The sequence below is a fragment of the Brevundimonas sp. genome (genome assembly GCF_030704825.1).
Classification (GTDB): Bacteria; Pseudomonadota; Alphaproteobacteria; order Caulobacterales; family Caulobacteraceae; genus Brevundimonas.
On the sequence record NZ_JAUYNX010000013.1, the window covers coordinates 22,096 to 40,538 of the forward strand.

Here is an 18,443-nt window from a genome sequence, read left to right on the forward strand (position 1 = left end):
GACTATTCGAACTCGACCAGCACGTCGTCCGCGGCCACCGGGTCGCCCGCCGAGGCGCTGACGGTTTTGACGACGCCGTCGCGCTCGGCCTTGAGGATGTTCTGCATCTTCATGGCCTCGATGACGGCCACCGTCTCGCCGGTCTTGACCTCCTGGCCGACGGCGACCGGGATGGCGACGACGAGGCCGGGCATGGGGGAGACGACCAGCTTCGAGGTGTCGGCGGCGACCTTGTCGGGCAGGCGGGCGTAGAGGGCGGCGACGGCGGGGCTGAGCACGCGGACGCGGGCGCGGGCGGCGCGGGTGCGGATGCGCCAGCCGTCGGCGACGCGGGCCACCTCGGCGGTGAAGGGGACGCCGTCCAGCACGGCGCGGAACTGGGCCAGGCCGGGGCGCCAGTCGATGTCGCTGAGCCGCAGGGCGCGCTCCTCGCCGGCCAGGTCGAGGGTCAGGGCCTCGTCGTCGTCATAGGCCAGGGAGACGCCGTGGGCCTCGCCGGGGCCGGAATGGGGCGCCGGGCCCTCGGCGGAGACGAGGACGATCCAGTCGACGCGGCCCGAGGGGTCGCCCGAGGCCTCGGCGGCGATCTCGTTCATGGCGGCGGCGGCGGCGATCAGGATGTCGGTCTGGCGCCGGTCGGGCCGCAGGCCGTGGAAGCCCTCGGGGAATTCGTCCTTGATATAGCTGGTCGAGATGTGGCCCGAGCGGAAGCGGGGCTGGTCCATGACGGCGGCGAGGAAGGGGATGTTACACCCCACGCCCGCCACATGCGTGTCCTCCAGCGCCCGGGCCATGCCGTCGACGGCGGCGTCGCGGGTCGGACCCCAGGCGCACAGCTTGGCGATCATGGGGTCGTAGAACATGGAGATCTCGTCGCCCTCGCGGACGCCGGAGTCGTTGCGGACCGTGTAGCCGCCCTGATCGCCTTCTTCCGGCTGTTCGTAGCGGACCAGGCGGCCGATGGAGGGGAGGAAGCCGCGGTAGGGGTCCTCGGCGTAGATGCGGCTCTCGATGGCCCAGCCGTTGATGGCCAGGTCCTCCTGGGCGAAGGCGAGCTTCTCGCCCCAGGCGGAGCGGATCATCTGCTCGACCAGATCGACGCCGGTGATCAGTTCGGTGACCGGATGCTCGACCTGCAGCCGGGTGTTCATCTCGAGGAAGAAGAACGACTTGTCCTGACCGGCGACGAATTCGACCGTGCCGGCGGAGTCGTAGTTCACGGCCTTCGCCAGGGCCACGGCCTGGGCGCCCATGGCGGCGCGGGTCTCGGGGTCGAGCAGGGGGGAGGGGGCCTCCTCGATGACCTTCTGGTTGCGGCGCTGGATCGAGCATTCGCGCTCGAACAGGTGGACGACATTGCCGTGCTTGTCGCCCATCACCTGGATCTCGATGTGGCGCGGGTCGATGATGAATTTCTCGAGGAAGACGCGGTCGTCGCCGAAGGCGTTCAGGGCCTCGGCCTTCACGGCGGCGAAACCCTCGGCCATGTCGGCGTCCGAATGGGCCACGCGGATGCCCTTGCCGCCGCCGCCGGCCGAGGCCTTGATCATGATCGGGTAGCCGATCTGGTTGGCGATCCTGACCGCCTCTTCCGTCGTCTCGATCAGGCCCATGTGGCCGGGGACGGTGGAGACGCCGGCTTCCGCCGCGAGTTTCTTGGAGCTGATCTTGTCGCCCATGGCCTCGATGGCCTCGGGGTTGGGGCCGATGAAGGCGATGCCCTCGTCCCTGAGGCGGCGGGCGAAGCCGGCGTTCTCGCTGAGGAAGCCGAAGCCGGGGTGGACGGCCTCCGCGCCCGTTCGCCGCACCGCCTCGACGATGCGGTCGGCCAGGAGGTAGGACTGGTTGGCCGGGGCGGGACCGATCAGCACCGCCTCGTCGGCCATCTCGACCGCGAGCGAGCCGGCGTCGGCCTCGGAATAGACCTGGACGGTCGCGATGCCCATCCGGCGACAGGTCTTGATGATGCGGACGGCGATTTCGCCGCGGTTGGCGATCAGGATTTTGGAGAACATGCGTCTTTGAATCTGAAGCGAACGTGATCGCGGCGCGAGGGGACCGCCCCGATTAGGCCGCGATCCGGCGGGAGTAAACCTGAGGGGCGTTCACCTGAGCCGGGTATGGGCTTGGCAAGGGCCGTTCCGATGGGGTTTAACCCGTTCCAGTTCCGTTCATCCCCGCCCGATCATTGTGATCCCGTCCCTGTCCCGCTTACCGGCCCGGAGCCTGACCTGATGTCCCGCCTGCTCACCTTCGTCGCGACCGCCGCCCTGTCCCTCGCCATCGGGGCCGGCGCCGCCTCCGCCCAGGACTTCCGCGCCCTGGCCCGCCAGGATCTGCAGAGGGCGCACGACGAACTGGCCGCCAACCACCCCGCCCCGGCCATTCCGGGCGCCGCCAGCCAGGGCTTCCGCGCCTGGCTGGACGCCGGCCTGCAGGAATCGCTGGGCATGGCGAACCGGGTCAACAGCGGCGACAGCCACGCCTATCTGCTGCGCTACTACGCGCGCGGCTTCCGCGATTCGAACATCGCCGTGTCGCCGACCTTCGAGGGCATGGGCCCCTATTTCGGCATCAGCTGGCCGGGCTTCACCACGGGCTGGCGCGACGGCCGCTATGTGGTGACCTATGTGAAGCCGGGCACGCGCGGCGCGCCGCGGGTCGGCGACGTCGTCGTCGAGTGCAACGTCACCCCGATCGAGGAATTCGCCCGCGCCAAGCTGGACCGCTGGGAAGGCAACCTCGAGACCGAGGCCGGCCGCGTCACCTCGGCCCCCTATCTGATGTGGAACCGCAACAACCCGTTCGCCGCCGGCGTGCCGTCGCAGTGCAGCTTCCAGTCGGGCCGCGGCCGTCCGCGCGACATCCAGATCCGCCCGGTCCCGGTCGTGGCCGGCGACCTCGAGGCCGCCTATCGCGCCACCGTCTACATGCCGCCGGCCACGCCGCTGGCGATCGAGAGCGTCAACGGCCGGCCGTGGGTGCACGTGCATTCCTTCGCCGACAGCGCCGGCTGGCAGGCCTTCAACGCCGCGGTCGAGGCCCAGGTGGCGACCCTGCGCGGGCCGCAGGGCTTCGTGCTGGACCTGCGCGCCGCCTCGGGCTCGGGTCTGAACTCCTCGACCGCGCGCGGCTATGGCCTGGCCAACCGCATCTGGACGCCGGAGTTCACCGTCAGCCGCCAGCCGGCGGCGGGGGACCTGACCTATCGCGCCACCCAGGGCAACCGCGACTGGTACGCCGCGGCCCTGGGCCGGATGGAGGCCGACCCGCAGTTCGTGCAGGAGGCCATGCCGGTGATCGAACAGACCCGCGAGATCGTGGCCGCCTTCGACGCGGCCATCGCCGCGGGCCAGCCGACCTTCACCCTGGCCGGCCGCGCCGCCGTGCCGGACACCGGCGCGCCGAACCCGGTGCAGGGCCCGGTGATCGTGCTGGTCGACGCCGGCTGCTCGGGCGGCTGCCTGGACACCCTGGACCTGCTGACCAAGCTGCCCAACGTGCGTCTGGCCGGCTCGACCACGGCCACCGACTCGATCTTCGTCGAGCCGACCCAGCTGCGCCTGCCGTCGAACTATTCAGACCTCAGCTACGGCCACAAGGCCTGGACCTCGCGTCCGCGCCCGAACAACACGCCGTTCACCCCGGCCCAGGGCCTGGCCTGGACCGGCAACCCGACCGACGAGGCCGCGGTGCGGACCTGGGTGGGGACGCTGTTCGGCGGCTGAATCCGGCGTCGGGAGACAGTAAAGGCCGGCCGGGGATGTCCCGGCCGGCCTTTTCGATTCGGTGAACCGGTGGAGTGGTGGGCGCGCCTTGTCATCCCGGACGCCGCGAAGCGGCGAGCCGGGACGGGACGGTTGAATGCTCAGACTTCGCGCGCCCCCCGGAAGCGCCAGCTGTCCGGGGGACAGGTCAGACAGGGCGGGGCGGCCGCCTGTCTCCCGGATAACCGCTTCGCGATTTCCGGGAGGTCGCGAGCGGAACCTCCGTACGTCCCGGATCGCCGCCATGCGGCGTCCGGGATGACAAGGGCCTGCCCCTCGACGGCATGACCGGTACCGGCAGCGCCGCGCCCCGGCGCCGGGCAGCGTTGGGTGATCAGGACATGTGATCAGAGGCCGCTCCGAAGCAGCCCTTCGGAATGTCTGCTGCGGGTGGGAAGCGGACATTCGCTTAGCGAAAACCGCGCACGTCAAAGCCTAGCAAGTCGCCCGCGCTCAGCCGCGCCACACAATCGGGCGAAAGAGCGACTAGTTGGGTGGCGGGGCGATCATCCAGCACAATCCTGATCCGGGACTTCGAGTCAGCAGCGACGACGTGAACCGGGTTGGCGAAAAATCCCTGAGCGACCGAAGCCTCAGAAAGCACGAGGCTCCCCGGCTCTGCGTTAGTGGGGAACGGTTCTAGTAGCCGCTCCCCGGCCCACCGAGGGCTCGGCATCATGAGTTCGATACGGGAAAGAACGCGGCCCTCGGCACAGGGGAGCAGCAGCGTACCGTCGACATTCAGTTCGTGAGGATTAGTCGGCCAACCGGAGTCGATAATCAGGAACGGGCGCGTTCGGGAGTGGACCAAGGCTCCCGAGGGCGTCACGGGACCGGGAGCTGCGCGGATCGAGAGCATGACGGAGGATACAGTCGATGCGAGCGTCCGCAATGGGTCGGGAGCGGACCGTCGCCTGAAGGTGGAAAACGGACCTCGACCATGCACAATAGGGAATGGTTCGTCCGCGCCGAAATCGCAGTGGAGTGCCGTCCGAAGCAAGCCTTTCCGGGTTGTCGGATGTTGAGCTTGAGAAGGAAGCTGCGCGGGTGGCGAGTCGGTTGGCGACACCCCTCTCTCCGCTTCTCTCGAAGCTGTTCCTAAAGCGGCGACACGCCATCGAAGCCGAACAGGCGCGGCGCGTAGATTAATGTCCGCTTTGGGTCGTGAGCCGACTGCCGCCTGAGGGTGGTTAGCGGACGTTGGACATCAAGCGGCGTGATCTTCACGCCAGATGACCTGATCGCCCCAGTAACGGATCAGCGGCGGCGCATCGCTGAAGCGAAGCTCGAACCAATACTGGTCGCTCCACAGCGGCTCGCTTCCGCTGGTCATGCCTCCCAACACAACCGCCCCGGTGTCTTCCTGGTCGGCCTCCACCACGTGCCAGCGCATCGTCAGCCCGCCGATGGATACGTCAATCACGCCGTCCCACTCGTCAGTCGGCTCGAACTGGATCGTGTAAGGTCCCTCAGGTCCCGTGAAGGCAAGGCTGAAAGCCGCTGGAACGGTCGTCCTCATCAAACCAGTTTGAGGCTGGCGGCGAATGTCCGCAACGGATGGAAAGCGGATGTTGTGCGCTCTTGACCACTTGGGAGACGCAAGGGAAGAAAGCTCATGGGAGACCCAGCTAAGCGCAATGCCGTCATGGATTGGCTGTTCGGAGCACCCCTAACCGGCGATGATCTCGCGAAGCATCTGGCCGGGCGTCCTCCTCGAAGGGTGCGCTATGTTCAACTGGCCCTGATCCTTCTGGTCCTCGTTCTTTTGACGGCAGGGTTCGTCGGTCTGAAGGACCGGCTTCCACTTGTTGGTCCTTGGCTGACGCGAGATTGGTTGTCCCTCATCGCACTAGGCTGCCTTGCAACAAACTCCGCAGTGAATTGGTATTACAGGCGACGAGCCGACATAGCCCTCAAGCCTTAGCCAGACGTCCGCTATGGGTCGGAGCCGACGACAGACGTCTCCCTCCCCATGAAGGGGAGGCAGACGCCGGGGCTGGAACCCTCGTCCGGTCCTTCCTATTTCGGAAACATGACCGACCCCGACATCGCCCCGGCCCCGCGCTCCGCCTCCGGCTACGACCTGACGCCGCCCGACGCGGCCGAGCGCGCGGCGCTGGAGGCGGATCTGTCGCCCGAGGAGAGGCGGGTGCTGCTGGCGCACGGCACCGAGGCGCCGTTCTGCGGCACCCTGCTGGGCGAGAAACGGGCCGGGGTGTTCTGCTGCCGCGAATGCGGCCTGCCGCTGTTCCGCACCGGGACCAAGTTCGAGAGCGGCACCGGCTGGCCCAGTTTCACCGAGCCGGTCGATCCGGCGCATGTGAAGGCGATCACGGACCGCAGCCACGGCATGACCCGCACCGAGACCCGCTGCGCCCGCTGCGACAGCCATCAGGGCCATGTGTTCCCCGACGGCCCGGGGCCGGGCGGCCTGCGCTACTGCATCAACTCCGTCGCCCTGGCCTTCGTCCCCGCGGGCCAACCGCTGCCCGATCCATTACGGCGCGGAGACGGAAGCGCCTGACCTTGGCCGCATTCAGGGCTAGAGTGTCGTCACCGGTGGAGTTGGGCGCATGGCTGTTTTCGCATTGATACTGGCCGCCGCGCTGGCCGCGTCCGACCCCGATGGAATCGTCGCCACCGCGCCGGCCACCGCCGTCGATCTGAGCGCCACGGCCCAGCCGACGGCGCCGTCGGTCGAGGGGGCGGTCCAGGAGGCCGTGCCGCACGGCCTGTCGACCGACGAACAGATCGAGCGCTGGATGGCCGCGCGCTCGATCGCCGACAAGCCGTGGGCCGAAGCCGTCGAGGAAATCCCGGACGACCGCAAGGTGCACGGCGAGGTCAGTTTCGGCATCGGCACGGGCGGCTATCGCGACTACGGCGTCGCCATGTCCCTGCCGATCGGCGAGACCGCGCGGCTGGATATCCGCTATCGCCAGATCGAGAACGGCTATCCGTATGGCGGTTACGGTTACGGTTACGGCTACGGCTATGGCGACCCGTATTTCAGCGACGGCCGTTACGGTCCCGGCCGTTTGTCCGGCGCGGCGGTGGAGTTCGAAAGCCGCGGCCTGCGTCCGGACGATCGTCCCGACCCGTCGGAGCGCCGGGGCCGGGACTGATCCGGACCTCCGCCGCCGTCCGACCGGGCACGAAAAAGGGCCGCGCCCCGGGACGCGGCCCTTCCATATTCGGCGGCTGGTCGATCAGCCGGCGGTGTAGCGGTATTCGGTGATTTCGCAGACGTTGATGCGATAGCGCTCCAGCTCGTCGCCGTCCGAGAAGCGCGCCTTGAAGTCGTACAGGCAGGCGCCCGAGCCGTCGTCGATATTGATCACCACCGAGGCCCCGTTGCGCAGCACGTCCTGGCCGAGGATGTCTTCCTGCCAGTCGTCCTGCCCCGAGTTGGAGGCGTAGAAATGGGTCATGGTGACGCCGGTGGCGTTGATGATGCGAACCCGACGATCCTGCCCGTCGTTCGACTGGAAGGCCGAGGTTCCCAGGGCGACGGCCGCCACAGCCGCCGTCAGAAACGCACGGCGTGCGAAAGTGCTGAACATTTTGATTTCCTTGGAAGTCCGCGCCCCCTTGCGCGAGATTGACGATACCACCGTTGGCCGAACCCTGTCGAGGCGTCCGGCGCGGGGAAAAGCGGCGGGGCCGCTGGCGGCCGGAACGCGAACGGGGCCCGGCGAAAACGCCGGGCCCCGCAAGGGTTTCAGAGTGGTGCCGCCGGGGGGAATCGAACCCACGACCTCAGCCTTACCAAGGATGCGCTCTACCACTGAGCTACGGCGGCCTGATCTGAGGAAGCGGCCCTATAGCCAACCGGGGACAAAGGGGGAAGACCTGATTTCCCCTGCTTGCGGAAAAGTTCCGGCGCGGGTCTGATCGCGGCATGGACAAGTCCAAGACCGACTCGCCCCGCCCCGAGCTGCCGGCGACCCTGCCCGACCCCCTGGCGGCGCCGAAAACGCCGGCGACCGCCCGGGCCCAGCGTCTGGCCACGGCGCTGCGCGACAATCTGAAACGGCGCAAGGCCGCGGCGCGCGCCGGCAAGCCGGTAAAGCCGAGCAACTGAATGTCATCGACCGGACGGATGTCGGCCTTTCGCAAGGACGGCGGTCCGCGCTAGATAGCCGATCCCCCCTTGCGCCCTGCACGGGGTCGCAAGAGACGACATGGACAGCATCGCCATCACCGGCGGCGCCCGGCTGAACGGAAGCATTCCGATCAGCGGCGCCAAGAACTCCGCCCTCAAGCTGATGGCCGCCTCGATCCTGACCGATCAGCCGCTGCGGCTGACCAATATGCCGCGCCTGGCGGACACGAAATTCCTCGGCCGGCTGCTGCGCGAACTGGGCGTCGAGGTCACCGAGCGCGACGGGGCCGATGGGCAGGAGACGCTGTTTCACGCCGCGACCCTGACCTCGACCTTCGCCCCTTACGACCTGGTCCGGCAGATGCGGGCCTCGTTCAACGTGCTGGGGCCGCTGCTGGCGCGCACGGGCGAGGCCAAGGTGTCGCTGCCGGGCGGCTGCACCATCGGGGCGCGGCCGGTGGATCTGCACCTGCAGGCCCTGACCGCCTTGGGCGCCGAGATCGAGCTGGACGAGGGCTATGTCACCGCCCGGGCGCCGAACGGCCTGAAGGGGGCGGAGATCGAGTTTCCGTTCGTCTCGGTCGGGGCGACGGAACACGCCCTGCTGGCGGCGGTGCTGGCCGATGGCGTCACAGTGCTCCGGAAGGCCGCGCGGGAGCCCGAGATCGGCGATCTGGCCCGCTGCCTGACCGCCATGGGGGCCCGGGTCGAGGGCGTCGACACGGACGAACTGGTGATCACCGGCGTGCCCTCGCTGGGCGGGGCGACCTGGTCGGTGATTCCCGACCGGATCGAGATGGGTTCCTACGCCGTGGCCGCGGCCATGGCCGGGGGCGAGGTGCGGCTGACGAAGGCGCGGCCGGAACTGATGACGGCCCTGGGCGCGAAGATGGTCGAGGCCGGGGTCGAGGTGACGCCGACCGCGGACGGGGTGATCGTGAAGCGCGATCCGGCCGTGCGGTTGAAGGCGGTCAATGTGGCGACCGAGGTCTATCCGGGCTTCGCCACCGACCTGCAGGCCCAGTTCATGGCCCTGATGACCACGGCCGAGGGCGACAGCGTCATCCACGAGAACATCTTCGAGAACCGCTTCATGCACGCGCCCGAGCTGGCGCGGCTGGGGGCGGACATCCACGTCCACGCCGGCGAGGCGGTGGTGCACGGGGTGACGGCGCTGCACGGCGCCCAGGTCATGGCCACGGACCTGCGCGCCTCGGTCAGCCTGGTGATCGCCGGCCTGGCGGCGGAGGGTGAAACCACGGTCGGCCGCGTCTATCATCTGGACCGCGGCTTCGAACGCCTGGAGGAGAAGCTGGGCGCCTGCGGAGCCGATATCCGCCGGATCAAGGGCGACGAGCATGAGCACTGAGGCCCGGGGAGACGGAGCGGAGCAGGCGGCGCGGACGCCGCCGGAGCCCCTGCGCCTGCTGGCCGAGGACGCCGACGACCTGTCCATCATCTCGGCGGCCCTGCAGGACGCCATCCTGCGGCCGGTCGACATCGTCTGGGAGCCGACGGCGCGGCGGGTGACGCTGAAGCTGAGCCGGTTCTGCTGGGAGTGCGGCGGCACGCGGGTGATGGCGGCGATGCAGTTCGGCGACGTGATCGCGGTCAAGAGCCGGCGCCTGCCGCGCCTGCCGGAAAGCGCCCTGGAGCTGCTGGCCATGGATTTCGCGCCGGACGAGGCGCCGGGCGGGCGGGTCCTGCTGATGTTCGCGGGCGGCGGCGACCTGCGCATCGACGTGGAATGCCTGGACGCGGTGCTGACCGACCTGTCGGAACGCTGGCCGGCCAGGGTGGCCCCGACCCATCTGGACCAGCCGGCGGATCCGGCGTGAGCGAGCATCGGCTGGCCTCGGTCGAACTGGACGCCGCGACCCTGCCGGCCGCGACCGCCGAGATCGAGCACGAGCGGAGGGTGGCCATCTTCGACCTGGTCGAGAAGAACAGTTTCGAACCGGCGGGGGCGGCGGGCGGGCCTTACGGGCTGAAGCTGGCGCTGGTGGACGGGCGGCTGGCGTTCGAGATCACGGGGCCGGATTTCCACCGGGTCCATGGCCTGTCGCTGACGCCGCTGAACAAGGTGGTGAAGGACTATATCGCCATCTGCGACAGCTACTACGAAGCCCTGCGCGGCACGTCTCCGTCCCAGATCGAGGCCGTCGACATGGGCCGGCGCGGCCTGCACAACGAAGGCGCCGAGCTGCTGAAGGCCCGGCTGGACGGCAAGATCGCCGTCGACCACGAGACGGCGCGGCGGCTGTTTACCCTGGTGACGGCGTTGTACCGGCGCGGTTGATCTCGACTATCCCGGCGTTTTCGGGCATTAGGCCCGCTCTTTTCGACGCGCGCTTTCGCCCGGCGCGCGTCCTGACTCGTATTCACAGGGCGCGAGAGGCCGCATGGCTAAGGAAGAACTGCTCGAGTTTCCCGGCGTCGTCAGCGAACTGCTGCCGAATGCGACGTTCCGCGTGCTGCTCGAGGGCAACGACCACGAGATCATCGCCCACACGGCGGGCAAGATGCGCAAGAACCGCATCCGCGTGCTGGCCGGCGACAAGGTCCTGGTCGAGATGACGCCCTATGACCTGACCAAGGGCCGCATCACCTACCGCTTCAAGTAAGGGGGCGCGCTTGTCGCGTCCCGAACTCGTGCTGGCCTCGGCCAGCCCGCGCCGCATCGAACTGCTGGCGCTGGTCGGGATCACGCCCGACCGCGTCGATCCCGCCGACATCGACGAGACCCCGCTGAAGGACGAGACGCCGTCGCGCCTCGCCGCGCGGCTGGCCGTCGCCAAATCGCAGGTCGCCGCCGCCCGCTCGCCGGACGCGGTGGTTCTGGCCGCCGACACGGTGGTGGCCGTGGGCCGGCGCCTGCTGGAAAAGGCCGCCGACGAGGCCGAGGCGACACGGTTCCTGAATCTGCTGTCGGGCCGCAATCACCGGGTCTTCACCGGGGTGGCCGTGACCGCCGCCGGGCGCACGACGCGGCGGGTGGTCGACACCCGGGTGTCGTTCAAGGTTCTGTCCGACGCCGAGATCGCCGCCTATGTCGCCTCGGGGGAATGGCGGGGCAAGGCGGGCGGATACGGCATCCAGGGCCGGGCCGGGGCCTTCGTCACCCGTCTGGTCGGCAGCTATCCGGCCGTCATGGGCCTGCCGCTGTTCGAGACGGTCAATCTGCTGAACGGCGCGGGCTGGCGGCCGTGAGCGTCGAGGTCTTCCTCGACGACACGCCCGGCGAGGTCCGGGGCGTGATCGCGCGGGACGGCCGGTTCGAACATCTCCTGATCCAGCGCGACGACGACGTGGCCGAACACCGGCTCGGCGCGCGCTGCGTCGGGCGCATCGCCGAGGTCCATCCGGGGCTGAAGGGCGGCTTCGTCGATCTGGACGCGCTGCTGTTCGGCTTCCTGCCGTTCCGGGGCCAGGAGCGGCTGGCGGTCGGACAGAAGGTCGAGGTCGAGGTTTCGGCCGAGCCGCGCGAGGGCAAGGGGCCGACGCTGCGCCTGATCGGCCCGGGGCAGGGGGCTCCGCGCCTGGTCGCGCCCGGCCCGACGGTGGCCGAGACCCTGGCGCGGCTGGCCCCGGGCGTGGAGCCGGCGACCGGTCTGGCCGCCATTCAGGCCAGCTGGGACGCGGAGGAGGAGGCGGGCTGGCCCGGCGAAGTGTTCGCCGACACCGGGCTGGACGTGATGGTGCAGCGGACGCGGGCGCTGATCGCGGTCGACCTGGATCTGGCTCCCGCGCCCGGCGTGGCCTTCGGGGCGCCGGCGCGGACGCGGGCGAATCGGCAGGGGCTGTTCGCGGCGGCGCGCATGATCCGGTTGAAGCGCTGGGGCGGCCTCGTGGCGATCGACCTGCTCGGAACGGGCCAGGACGGCGACGTCGTCATGGCGGCGGCGAAACAGGCGTTCGGCGGCGATCCGGAGGTGGTGTTCGGGCCGGTCAACCGGTTCGGCGTGCTGCAACTGGCCCTGCCGTGGCGGCTGACCCCGCTGGAAGAGGTGCTGAGCGAGCCCGGGGGGCGGCGCCGGGCGGCGCAGCGGGCCCAGGATGCGGTGCGCAGCCTGAGGCACAGCCTGCTGTCGGACACCGCCACGGCGCGGGTCACCCTGCGTTGCGCGCCGGACGAGGCGGCGCTGGCGGCGCCGCTGGTGGCGAAACTGGGGCCGCGGGCCCATCTGATCGCCGATCCGGCGATCGGGCCGGGCGCCTTCACCTGGCGAGAGGGATGACCATGGCCGCCTGTCCCATCTGCCGCCGCCACCCGGCGGACCCGGTCTACAAACCCTTCTGTTCCAAGCGTTGCGCCGACGTCGATCTGCAGCGCTGGTTCACCGGCGGATACATCCTGCCGGACAGCGGCGGGGACGTCCCGAAGGGCGACCACGACGAAGAGTGACCGGACGGCTGGACACCCCCGAACCGCTCGCCTATAGACCCCCCCTCGCGCGAGCGGACGGCTTGCCTGGGTAGCTCAGTTGGTAGAGCAGCGGATTGAAAATCCGCGTGTCGGTGGTTCGAATCCGCCCCCAGGCACCATCGCCTTTTCCCGATCGGGGAAACCGGCGCCCGATCATCATCAAAATGTCGCCTTTGGCCGGAATCTTCGGCTTCGGACGCGTTGGCTCCCTTGCGAGGGGAAAAGCGCCGTCGCGCACTTGACGCTCTGGTATGCGTTCGCCAAAGGAGCTTGACCGCGTTCCTTTGCGGGCAGTTGATGGAGGCGGGGAAAACGGTTTCCCCCAGTCTGTCGGCGCCGCGCCGGAAGCCATTCGGCAACCGGAAGCGTCAGGAGGCGTTCCAGAGATCGGGGTTCCTTGACCCCGCATCCGCGGACAAGAATTTCATCGAGGACGGTCGTCGTCTGCGGCCGTTTCTTTTGGGTTCCACAAGTCAGACCAAACAGCAGGAACTGGCGAACTATGTTCGATATCAAGAAGACCAACATCCTCCTGGCCATGGCCGCCGCCGGCGTCCTCATGGCCGGCACGCCGGTTCTCGCGCAGGATGCTCCCGCCGCCGATCCGGCCGCCGCCGCCGCCGCTCCGGCTCCCGCCGCCGCGACCACGGCCGCTCCCGAAGCCGCTCCGGCGGCGGACCCGGCCGCTCCCGCCGTCGTCGGCGGCGAAAGCCACGGCAAGATGACCCCGGCCAGCATGTTCATGGACGCCGACCCGGTCGTTAAGACCGTGATGATCGGCCTGGTTCTGGCCTCGATCTTCACCTGGGTGCTGCTGCTCATCAAGATCTTCGAGTTCGGCTCGCTGAACCGCCGCACCGACCAGTTCCTGGAAACCTTCCGCCAGACCCGCACCATCGCGGACATGCGCCGGGTGGCCACCTCGGACGAGTTCGACGGCAACCCGCTGGCCGACATGGCCGCCGCGGCGACCGACGAAATCGAGCTTTCCCGTCAGGCGGGCCTCTCGGTCACCGGCGACCACGCCGACTCGGCCCTGATGCGCGCCCAGCAAGCCGTCGCCGCGGTTCAGGCCGGCCTGGCCAAGCGCCTGTCGGGCGGCCAGCAATTCATGGCCTCGGTGGGTTCGACCGGTCCGTTCATCGGCCTGTTCGGCACCGTGTACGGGATCATGAACTCCTTCATCGGCATCGCGAACACCAACACGACCAACCTGGCCGTCGTCGCCCCCGGCATCGCCGAGGCGCTGCTGGCCACCGGCATCGGTCTGTTCGCGGCCATCCCGGCGGTTATCTTCTACAACTACTTCAACACCCGCATCTCGGCGTACGGCACCCGTTCGGACGGCTTCTCGGCCGAACTGACCAACGCCATCTCGCGTAACCTCGACAAGGGAGCGTAAGCTCGATGGCCGCCAAACTTTCAGGCGGCGGCGGCGGCAAGTACCAAGTCGAGCAGAACAGCGAGATCAATGTCACGCCCTTCGTGGACATCATGCTGGTTCTGCTCATCATCTTCATGGTGGCGGCCCCTCTTGCCGCTCCATCCGTGGAAGTGAAACTGCCGCGCGCCGTTGCTCCGCTCCAGGCTAACCCGCCGACTCCGATCTACATCTCGATCCAGAGCAACGGGCAGGCCTATCTCGGTGACGGCGCCGTCGAACTGGACCAGATCGGTTCGGAGCTGACGGCCCAGATCGGACGTCGCAATCCCGCCGACGAACGCATCTTCATCCGTGCCGACCGCACGACCCGATACGGCGACTTCATGCAGGTCATGAACTCGCTCCAGGACAACGGCTTCTACAGCGTGGCCCTGGTCGGTGAAGATACGGCGCGTGAGTAGGAACCGGTGAGATCATGACAGACATCGAATATCACCGGTCCAGGTACGACGCGCCGAAGGTCAAGGGCTTCCTCGGAGTCCCTCCTGGCGTGCTGCTGATCAGCATTCTGATCGTCAGCATCCTGTTCGCCATCCTGGCCTTCTACTTCATCAACGCCCGGTTCAAGTTGCGCGAGGTCAACTATTCCGACGACGCCGTCGACGTGGAGATCATCGAGCCGATCCCGCCGCCGCCGCCGCCGCCGCCGCCTCCGCCGCCTGACACGCCCCCGCCGCCCAAGCTGCAGGTGCGTCCGCCGGTCCTCGTTCCCAACGCGCCGCCGCCTCCGGTGACGCTGCCGATCGAGCCGACCAAGAAGGAAGACCGGGTCGAATACACGGGTCCGCCCGTCATCGTCCCCGGCCCGCCGCCGCCCCCGGCTCCTCCGGCTCCGCCGCGTCCCTCGGTCGTGACGAACCCGGCCTGGGCCCGTCAAGCGCCGCCGGAATATCCGGAACGCGCCCTGTCGCGCGGCGTAGACGGCGGACGCGTCCGCGTCAGCTGCGCCCTGCAGCCGAACGGCAGCATGAGCGACTGCCGCGTGGTCTCGGAAGACCCCACGGGCATGGGCTTCGGCGCGGCCGCCCTGGCCGCCGCCCGCCGCTCGCGGGTGACGCCCGGCACGGTCGACGGCGCCGCCGTCGGGGCCCGGGTGGAGTACAATGTGCGGTTCCGGGCCCCCGAGTAAGCCTGATCCTCGCGTGTATCGTCAGCGCCCCGGAGGTTCCGCCTCCGGGGCGTTTTCGTCTGGCCGGGCGGGAGCGTTTGGGGGGACCGGCGCGTTGTCGCCCCGACCGTCCCCGGAGACACGACCCATGACCCGCGCCGCCATCGCCGCCATCGCCGCCGCCACACTGCTGGGAGGCTGCGCCTACAACGAGACCCTCGGACGAAACCAGTTGCTGATCGTCGACGACAGCGCCCTGACGCAGCAGGCCGACGCGGCCTGGGCCGAGGCGCTGCGGACCCAGAGAGTCTCGACCGACGCCGCCGCCAACGCCCGCATCCGCCGCGTCGGCGAGCGCATCGTCCAGGCCGCGGGCCTCGGCGACCGGCGCTGGGACTACGCCCTGTTCGTCAGCGACAGCCCCAACGCCTTCGTCCTTCCGTCGGGCAAGATCGGCGTCACCACCGGCCTGCTGGCCCTGACGCGCAACGACGACCAGCTGGCGACGGTGCTGGGCCACGAGGTCGGCCACGTCGTCGCCCGCCACGCCGCCGAGCGCTATTCGACCTCGGCCATCGCCAGCACGGTGATCCGGGCCGGCCAGGGCCTGGCCGGGGATCAGGCCCGCGCGGCCGGCGCCATCGGCGGGCTGGGCGCCCAGCTGGGCGTGTTGCTGCCGTTCTCGCGCAATCACGAATTGGAGGCCGACAGGCTCGGCGTCGACTATCTTCAGCGCGCGGGCTACCGGCCGTCGGAAGCCGTCGCCCTGTGGCGGCTGATGGCGGCGCAGCGGCAGGGATCGACGCCGGAGTTCGCCTCGACCCACCCGTCCGACGCCAGCCGCATCGCGGCGCTGGAAGCCTATATTGCGAGCAAGGGCTGGAGTTAGGGGCCGGAACCCAGAACCCGGCTTGATCGGCGACCGAGACCCCGCTAGACACGCCGCTCGCGACAGCGCGCCGCCTTAGCTCAGTTGGTTAGAGCGCCGGTTTGTGGAACCGGAGGTCCTCAGTTCAAGCCTGAGAGGCGGTACCATCTCCCACCTCGTGGAGCGTCCCGCGGCATGACCGACGCGCCCGTCTGGGATCCCGAACAATACCGCCGCTTCGAGGCCGAGCGCGACCGCGCCGCCCTGGACCTGCTGCTGCGCCTGCCCGGCGACCTGGAGCCGCGCGAGGTCTGGGACCTGGGCTGCGGCGCGGGCCAGCACGCGGCCCTGCTGAAGCGACGACACCCCGCGGCCGCAGTGCACGGGCTGGATTCCAGCGCGGACATGCTGGCGCGTGCGCGCGCCCTCGGCGCCGGGGTGGACTGGCGTCAGGGCGACATCGCGGGCTGGAGCCCGGACGCGCCGGCGGACCTGGTCCTGGCCAACGCCTCGCTGCACTGGCTGCCCGACCACCCGGGCCTGCTGCGGCGGCTGGTCGGGGCGCTGGCGCCGGGCGGCGTCCTGGCGGTGCAGATGCCGATGGCGCACGAGACGCGGCATCACGCCCTGATGCGGGCGGTCGCGGCCGAAGGCCCCTGGGCGGGAGCGCTGGAGACGGTCGCGACCATCGCCCCCCTGCTGACGCCCGAGGCCTATTACGCCGTGCTGGCCGAGGACTGCGAAGACATCGACATCTGGTCGACGACCTATCTGCACGCCCTGACCGGTCGCGATCCCGTGCTGGAGTGGATGCGGGGAACCGCCCTTCGCCCGTATCTGACGGCGCTCGAGGCGCCCGCTATGCGGACGGCTTTTCTTTCCGCCCTCGGCGCGCGGCTTTGCGAGGCGTTTCCGGCCCGTCCGGACGGCGTGACCCTGTTGCCTTTTCCGCGCCTGTTCCTGACGGCTCGGCGTCGCTGACCGGCCGACGGCGGCGCAGGCCGGTGACCGGCCCGTCCAGCTTGTCCAGTACTTCCCGGGCGGCGCGATAGCCGGCCGAGACGCCGGCGTCGAACCCCTTCCAGTCGCGGATGTCGAGCCCGTCCGGCCTGGGCTGGATCAGCACGTCGGTGGCCCCGCGCGAGGTCTCGATGTCGGCGTCCGTGGTCAGGGTGGCCGAGCGCATCAGGATGGAGACGATGGGCGGTCCGCGCCGCCAGGCCCCGGTGGCGATCAGCCGCCAGATCGAGGGGGGATGCTCGATCAGGTCCGGGTCCACCCCGCGGGCCTCGGACATGTCGACGCCGATGATCGGCCCGCTGTGCATCTGGCGCATGACATCGGTCGGCAGGTTCTTCAGCACCGCCCCGTCGACCAGCACCTGGCCGTCGATGACGATGGGCGGCAGGAGGCCCGGAATGGCGATGGAGGCCCGCATGGCGCGCCGCATCAGGCCGCGCCGGTGGACCTCGATCTTGCCGCTGGTGAGATTGGTGGAGACGGCGAAGAACGGCCGCGACAGGTCGGCCAGGTCGATGTCGCCATAGGCGTCCTCCAGCAGCCGGTCGACCTTCTTCGCCCGGGTCATGGCCAGCATGGGAAAGGCCAGGTCGGACAGGGGGTCGCTGTCGACGAAGGCCTTGCGGATGCGGGCCTCCAGCTCCTCCTGGGTCCAGCCGAGGGCCGGGCCGGCGGCGATGACCGCGCCCATGGACGAACCGCCGACGAAATCGATCGGCACGCCCGCCTCGTGCAGGGCCCGTAGCGCGCCGATGTGGGAATAGGCCCGGGCGCCGCCGCCGGACATGACCACGCCGACGGCGGAGCCGGTGATCACCCGCCCCATGCGGTCGGCGTCGGCCTGGTCGCCCTCGACCGCCTGGAACCAGCGGCCGGGCTGGACCGCGTCCAGCCAGACGGCCGTGTTGGCGGGCCGGACCATGCGCGGGTCGCGCAACAGGATCAGGTCGGTGCGGCGCTGGGCGTCCAGCACCCCGGCGTGCGGCATCGGGCGGTTGGGCGGCGCCATCAGGCCGGCCCCGACGACGAAGACCCGGTCGACCTGGCGCGCGCACAGGGCGGCCCAGGCGGGTTCGTCCATCTCGGCGACGTAGAGGACGAAGTCGTGGGTGTCCTCGACCCGGCTGAACCATTCGGCGGCCGAGGCCAGGGCCGAGTGGTCGATGACCTGGCAGGTGAAGCCGTCGGCCTCGATCGAGGCGGCGATCCGCTCGACGAAGGCGCGGATCGGACGGGGCCGGGCCGAGATGAAGCCGAACACGCTGGGCTCGCCGCCGCCCGAGCGCCGGTCGCGGGCGCGCTGGATCATCAGCCGCGACAGCTCGACCATCAGGTCGGGCTCGGTGCGGGCGGCCTCGAAGAAGGCGTCGCGGGGCAGGGCCAGCACCTCGGAGTCGCGAAGGGCGACGACGTCGGCGGTGTGGACCGTGCCGGCCAGCATGGCCATTTCGCCGGCCGGTTCGCCGGGGCGGATGACGCCGACGAACTGGGGCGGCCGGTCCTCGGCGGGATCGCGGCGGAACACGCCCAGACGGCCTGATCGCACCAGATAAAGGGTGTCCGCGACATCCCCCTCGGCGAACAGGGTCTCGCCGCCGGTCAGGGCGAACCAGCTGGCGCGCGTGTTCTTTCCGCCCTCGAAGATGCGGTGCAGGGCGTCCTCGAGGCGATCGGAGCGCGGGGCGGGCATGGCGGCAGCCTAGCG

General features: G+C 69.7%; 19 protein-coding genes, 3 tRNA genes and 1 pseudogene. 18 read left to right on the forward strand and 5 right to left on the reverse strand.

Annotated elements, in window-relative coordinates; all coding sequences use genetic code 11:
- Window positions 1-2: 2 nt before the first annotated feature.
- Window positions 3-2,015 (reverse strand): acetyl/propionyl/methylcrotonyl-CoA carboxylase subunit alpha, encoded by a 2,013-nt coding sequence (locus Q8Q71_RS05275; RefSeq protein WP_305758598.1) that lies wholly within the window; start codon window positions 2,013-2,015, stop codon window positions 3-5.
- A 219-nt stretch (window positions 2,016-2,234) separates the two neighbouring features.
- Here Q8Q71_RS05275 and Q8Q71_RS05280 point away from each other — a divergent pair, with 219 nt between their 5' ends.
- Window positions 2,235-3,728 (forward strand): hypothetical protein, encoded by a 1,494-nt coding sequence (locus tag Q8Q71_RS05280; protein WP_305758599.1) that lies wholly within the window; start codon window positions 2,235-2,237, stop codon window positions 3,726-3,728.
- Window positions 3,729-4,974: 1,246 nt separating this feature from the next.
- Here the strand turns inward: Q8Q71_RS05280 and Q8Q71_RS05285 are convergent.
- Window positions 4,975-5,286 carry a hypothetical protein gene (locus Q8Q71_RS05285; RefSeq protein WP_305758600.1) on the reverse strand — a complete coding sequence of 104 codons (312 nt, stop codon included), beginning with the start codon at window positions 5,284-5,286 and terminating at the stop codon, window positions 4,975-4,977.
- A gap of 513 nt (window positions 5,287-5,799) precedes the next feature.
- Here Q8Q71_RS05285 and msrB point away from each other — a divergent pair.
- Window positions 5,800-6,291, forward strand: a complete 492-nt coding sequence (gene msrB / locus Q8Q71_RS05290; RefSeq protein WP_305758601.1) for a peptide-methionine (R)-S-oxide reductase MsrB — start codon at window positions 5,800-5,802, stop codon at window positions 6,289-6,291.
- 49 nt (window positions 6,292-6,340) lie between these two features.
- Window positions 6,341-6,892, forward strand: coding sequence for a hypothetical protein (locus Q8Q71_RS05295; RefSeq protein WP_305758602.1), 552 nt, complete (start codon window positions 6,341-6,343; stop codon window positions 6,890-6,892).
- Between the two features lie 84 nt (window positions 6,893-6,976).
- Here the strand turns inward: Q8Q71_RS05295 and Q8Q71_RS05300 are convergent, their stop codons facing one another.
- Window positions 6,977-7,330, reverse strand: coding sequence for a hypothetical protein (locus Q8Q71_RS05300; protein WP_305758603.1), 354 nt, complete (start codon window positions 7,328-7,330; stop codon window positions 6,977-6,979).
- Between the two features lie 164 nt (window positions 7,331-7,494).
- A tRNA-Thr gene (locus Q8Q71_RS05305) sits at window positions 7,495-7,569 on the reverse strand.
- Window positions 7,570-7,668: 99 nt separating this feature from the next.
- Here Q8Q71_RS05305 and Q8Q71_RS05310 point away from each other — a divergent pair.
- From Q8Q71_RS05310 to Q8Q71_RS05380, 15 genes and pseudogenes are all read left to right on the forward strand, one after another.
- Entirely contained in the window at window positions 7,669-7,851 is a 183-nt protein-coding gene (locus Q8Q71_RS05310; protein ID WP_305758604.1) for a hypothetical protein, read from the forward strand.
- Window positions 7,852-7,951: 100 nt separating this feature from the next.
- Window positions 7,952-9,241: a UDP-N-acetylglucosamine 1-carboxyvinyltransferase gene (gene murA, locus Q8Q71_RS05315; RefSeq protein ID WP_305758605.1), complete on the forward strand. Its 1,290-nt coding sequence runs from the start codon at window positions 7,952-7,954 to the stop codon at window positions 9,239-9,241.
- Window positions 9,231-9,710, forward strand: a complete 480-nt coding sequence (locus Q8Q71_RS05320) for a DUF2948 family protein (protein WP_305758606.1) — start codon at window positions 9,231-9,233, stop codon at window positions 9,708-9,710. Before murA ends, Q8Q71_RS05320 begins: the two co-directional genes overlap by 11 nt.
- Entirely contained in the window at window positions 9,707-10,171 is a 465-nt protein-coding gene (locus tag Q8Q71_RS05325; protein ID WP_305758607.1) for a UPF0262 family protein, read from the forward strand. The genes Q8Q71_RS05320 and Q8Q71_RS05325 overlap by 4 nt, the downstream gene beginning before the upstream one ends.
- A gap of 103 nt (window positions 10,172-10,274) precedes the next feature.
- Window positions 10,275-10,496 carry a translation initiation factor IF-1 gene (gene infA, locus Q8Q71_RS05330; protein ID WP_013269122.1) on the forward strand — a complete coding sequence of 74 codons (222 nt, stop codon included), beginning with the start codon at window positions 10,275-10,277 and terminating at the stop codon, window positions 10,494-10,496.
- Between the two features lie 10 nt (window positions 10,497-10,506).
- On the forward strand, window positions 10,507-11,082 hold the full coding sequence (locus Q8Q71_RS05335; protein ID WP_305758608.1) for a nucleoside triphosphate pyrophosphatase: 576 nt from the start codon (window positions 10,507-10,509) through the stop codon (window positions 11,080-11,082).
- The gene (locus Q8Q71_RS05340; RefSeq protein WP_305758609.1) at window positions 11,079-12,110 is read left to right on the forward strand and encodes an RNA-binding protein; all 1,032 of its coding nucleotides are present in this window, start codon (window positions 11,079-11,081) and stop codon (window positions 12,108-12,110) included. Before Q8Q71_RS05335 ends, Q8Q71_RS05340 begins: the two co-directional genes overlap by 4 nt.
- A gap of 2 nt (window positions 12,111-12,112) precedes the next feature.
- Entirely contained in the window at window positions 12,113-12,277 is a 165-nt protein-coding gene (locus Q8Q71_RS05345) for a DNA gyrase inhibitor YacG (protein WP_305758610.1), read from the forward strand.
- Window positions 12,278-12,341: 64 nt separating this feature from the next.
- Window positions 12,342-12,417: transfer RNA gene (locus Q8Q71_RS05350), tRNA-Phe, on the forward strand.
- 383 nt (window positions 12,418-12,800) lie between these two features.
- Entirely contained in the window at window positions 12,801-13,700 is a 900-nt protein-coding gene (exbB, locus tag Q8Q71_RS05355) for a tonB-system energizer ExbB (RefSeq protein WP_305758611.1), read from the forward strand.
- Between the two features lie 5 nt (window positions 13,701-13,705).
- Entirely contained in the window at window positions 13,706-14,143 is a 438-nt protein-coding gene (locus Q8Q71_RS05360; RefSeq protein ID WP_305758612.1) for a biopolymer transporter ExbD, read from the forward strand.
- Window positions 14,144-14,157: 14 nt separating this feature from the next.
- The gene (locus Q8Q71_RS05365; RefSeq protein ID WP_305758613.1) at window positions 14,158-14,871 is read left to right on the forward strand and encodes an energy transducer TonB; all 714 of its coding nucleotides are present in this window, start codon (window positions 14,158-14,160) and stop codon (window positions 14,869-14,871) included.
- Window positions 14,872-14,998: 127 nt separating this feature from the next.
- A complete protein-coding gene (locus Q8Q71_RS05370) occupies window positions 14,999-15,739 on the forward strand; it encodes a M48 family metallopeptidase (protein WP_305758614.1) in 741 nt (246 codons plus the stop codon).
- A gap of 69 nt (window positions 15,740-15,808) precedes the next feature.
- A tRNA-His gene (locus tag Q8Q71_RS05375) sits at window positions 15,809-15,885 on the forward strand.
- 28 nt (window positions 15,886-15,913) lie between these two features.
- Window positions 15,914-16,333 (forward strand): annotated as a pseudogene (locus tag Q8Q71_RS05380) (methyltransferase domain-containing protein); the annotation flags it as partial.
- A 244-nt stretch (window positions 16,334-16,577) separates the two neighbouring features.
- Here Q8Q71_RS05380 and Q8Q71_RS05385 read toward each other — a convergent pair.
- Window positions 16,578-18,428 carry a patatin-like phospholipase family protein gene (locus Q8Q71_RS05385; RefSeq protein WP_305758615.1) on the reverse strand — a complete coding sequence of 617 codons (1,851 nt, stop codon included), beginning with the start codon at window positions 18,426-18,428 and terminating at the stop codon, window positions 16,578-16,580.
- Window positions 18,429-18,443: the final 15 nt, after the last annotated feature.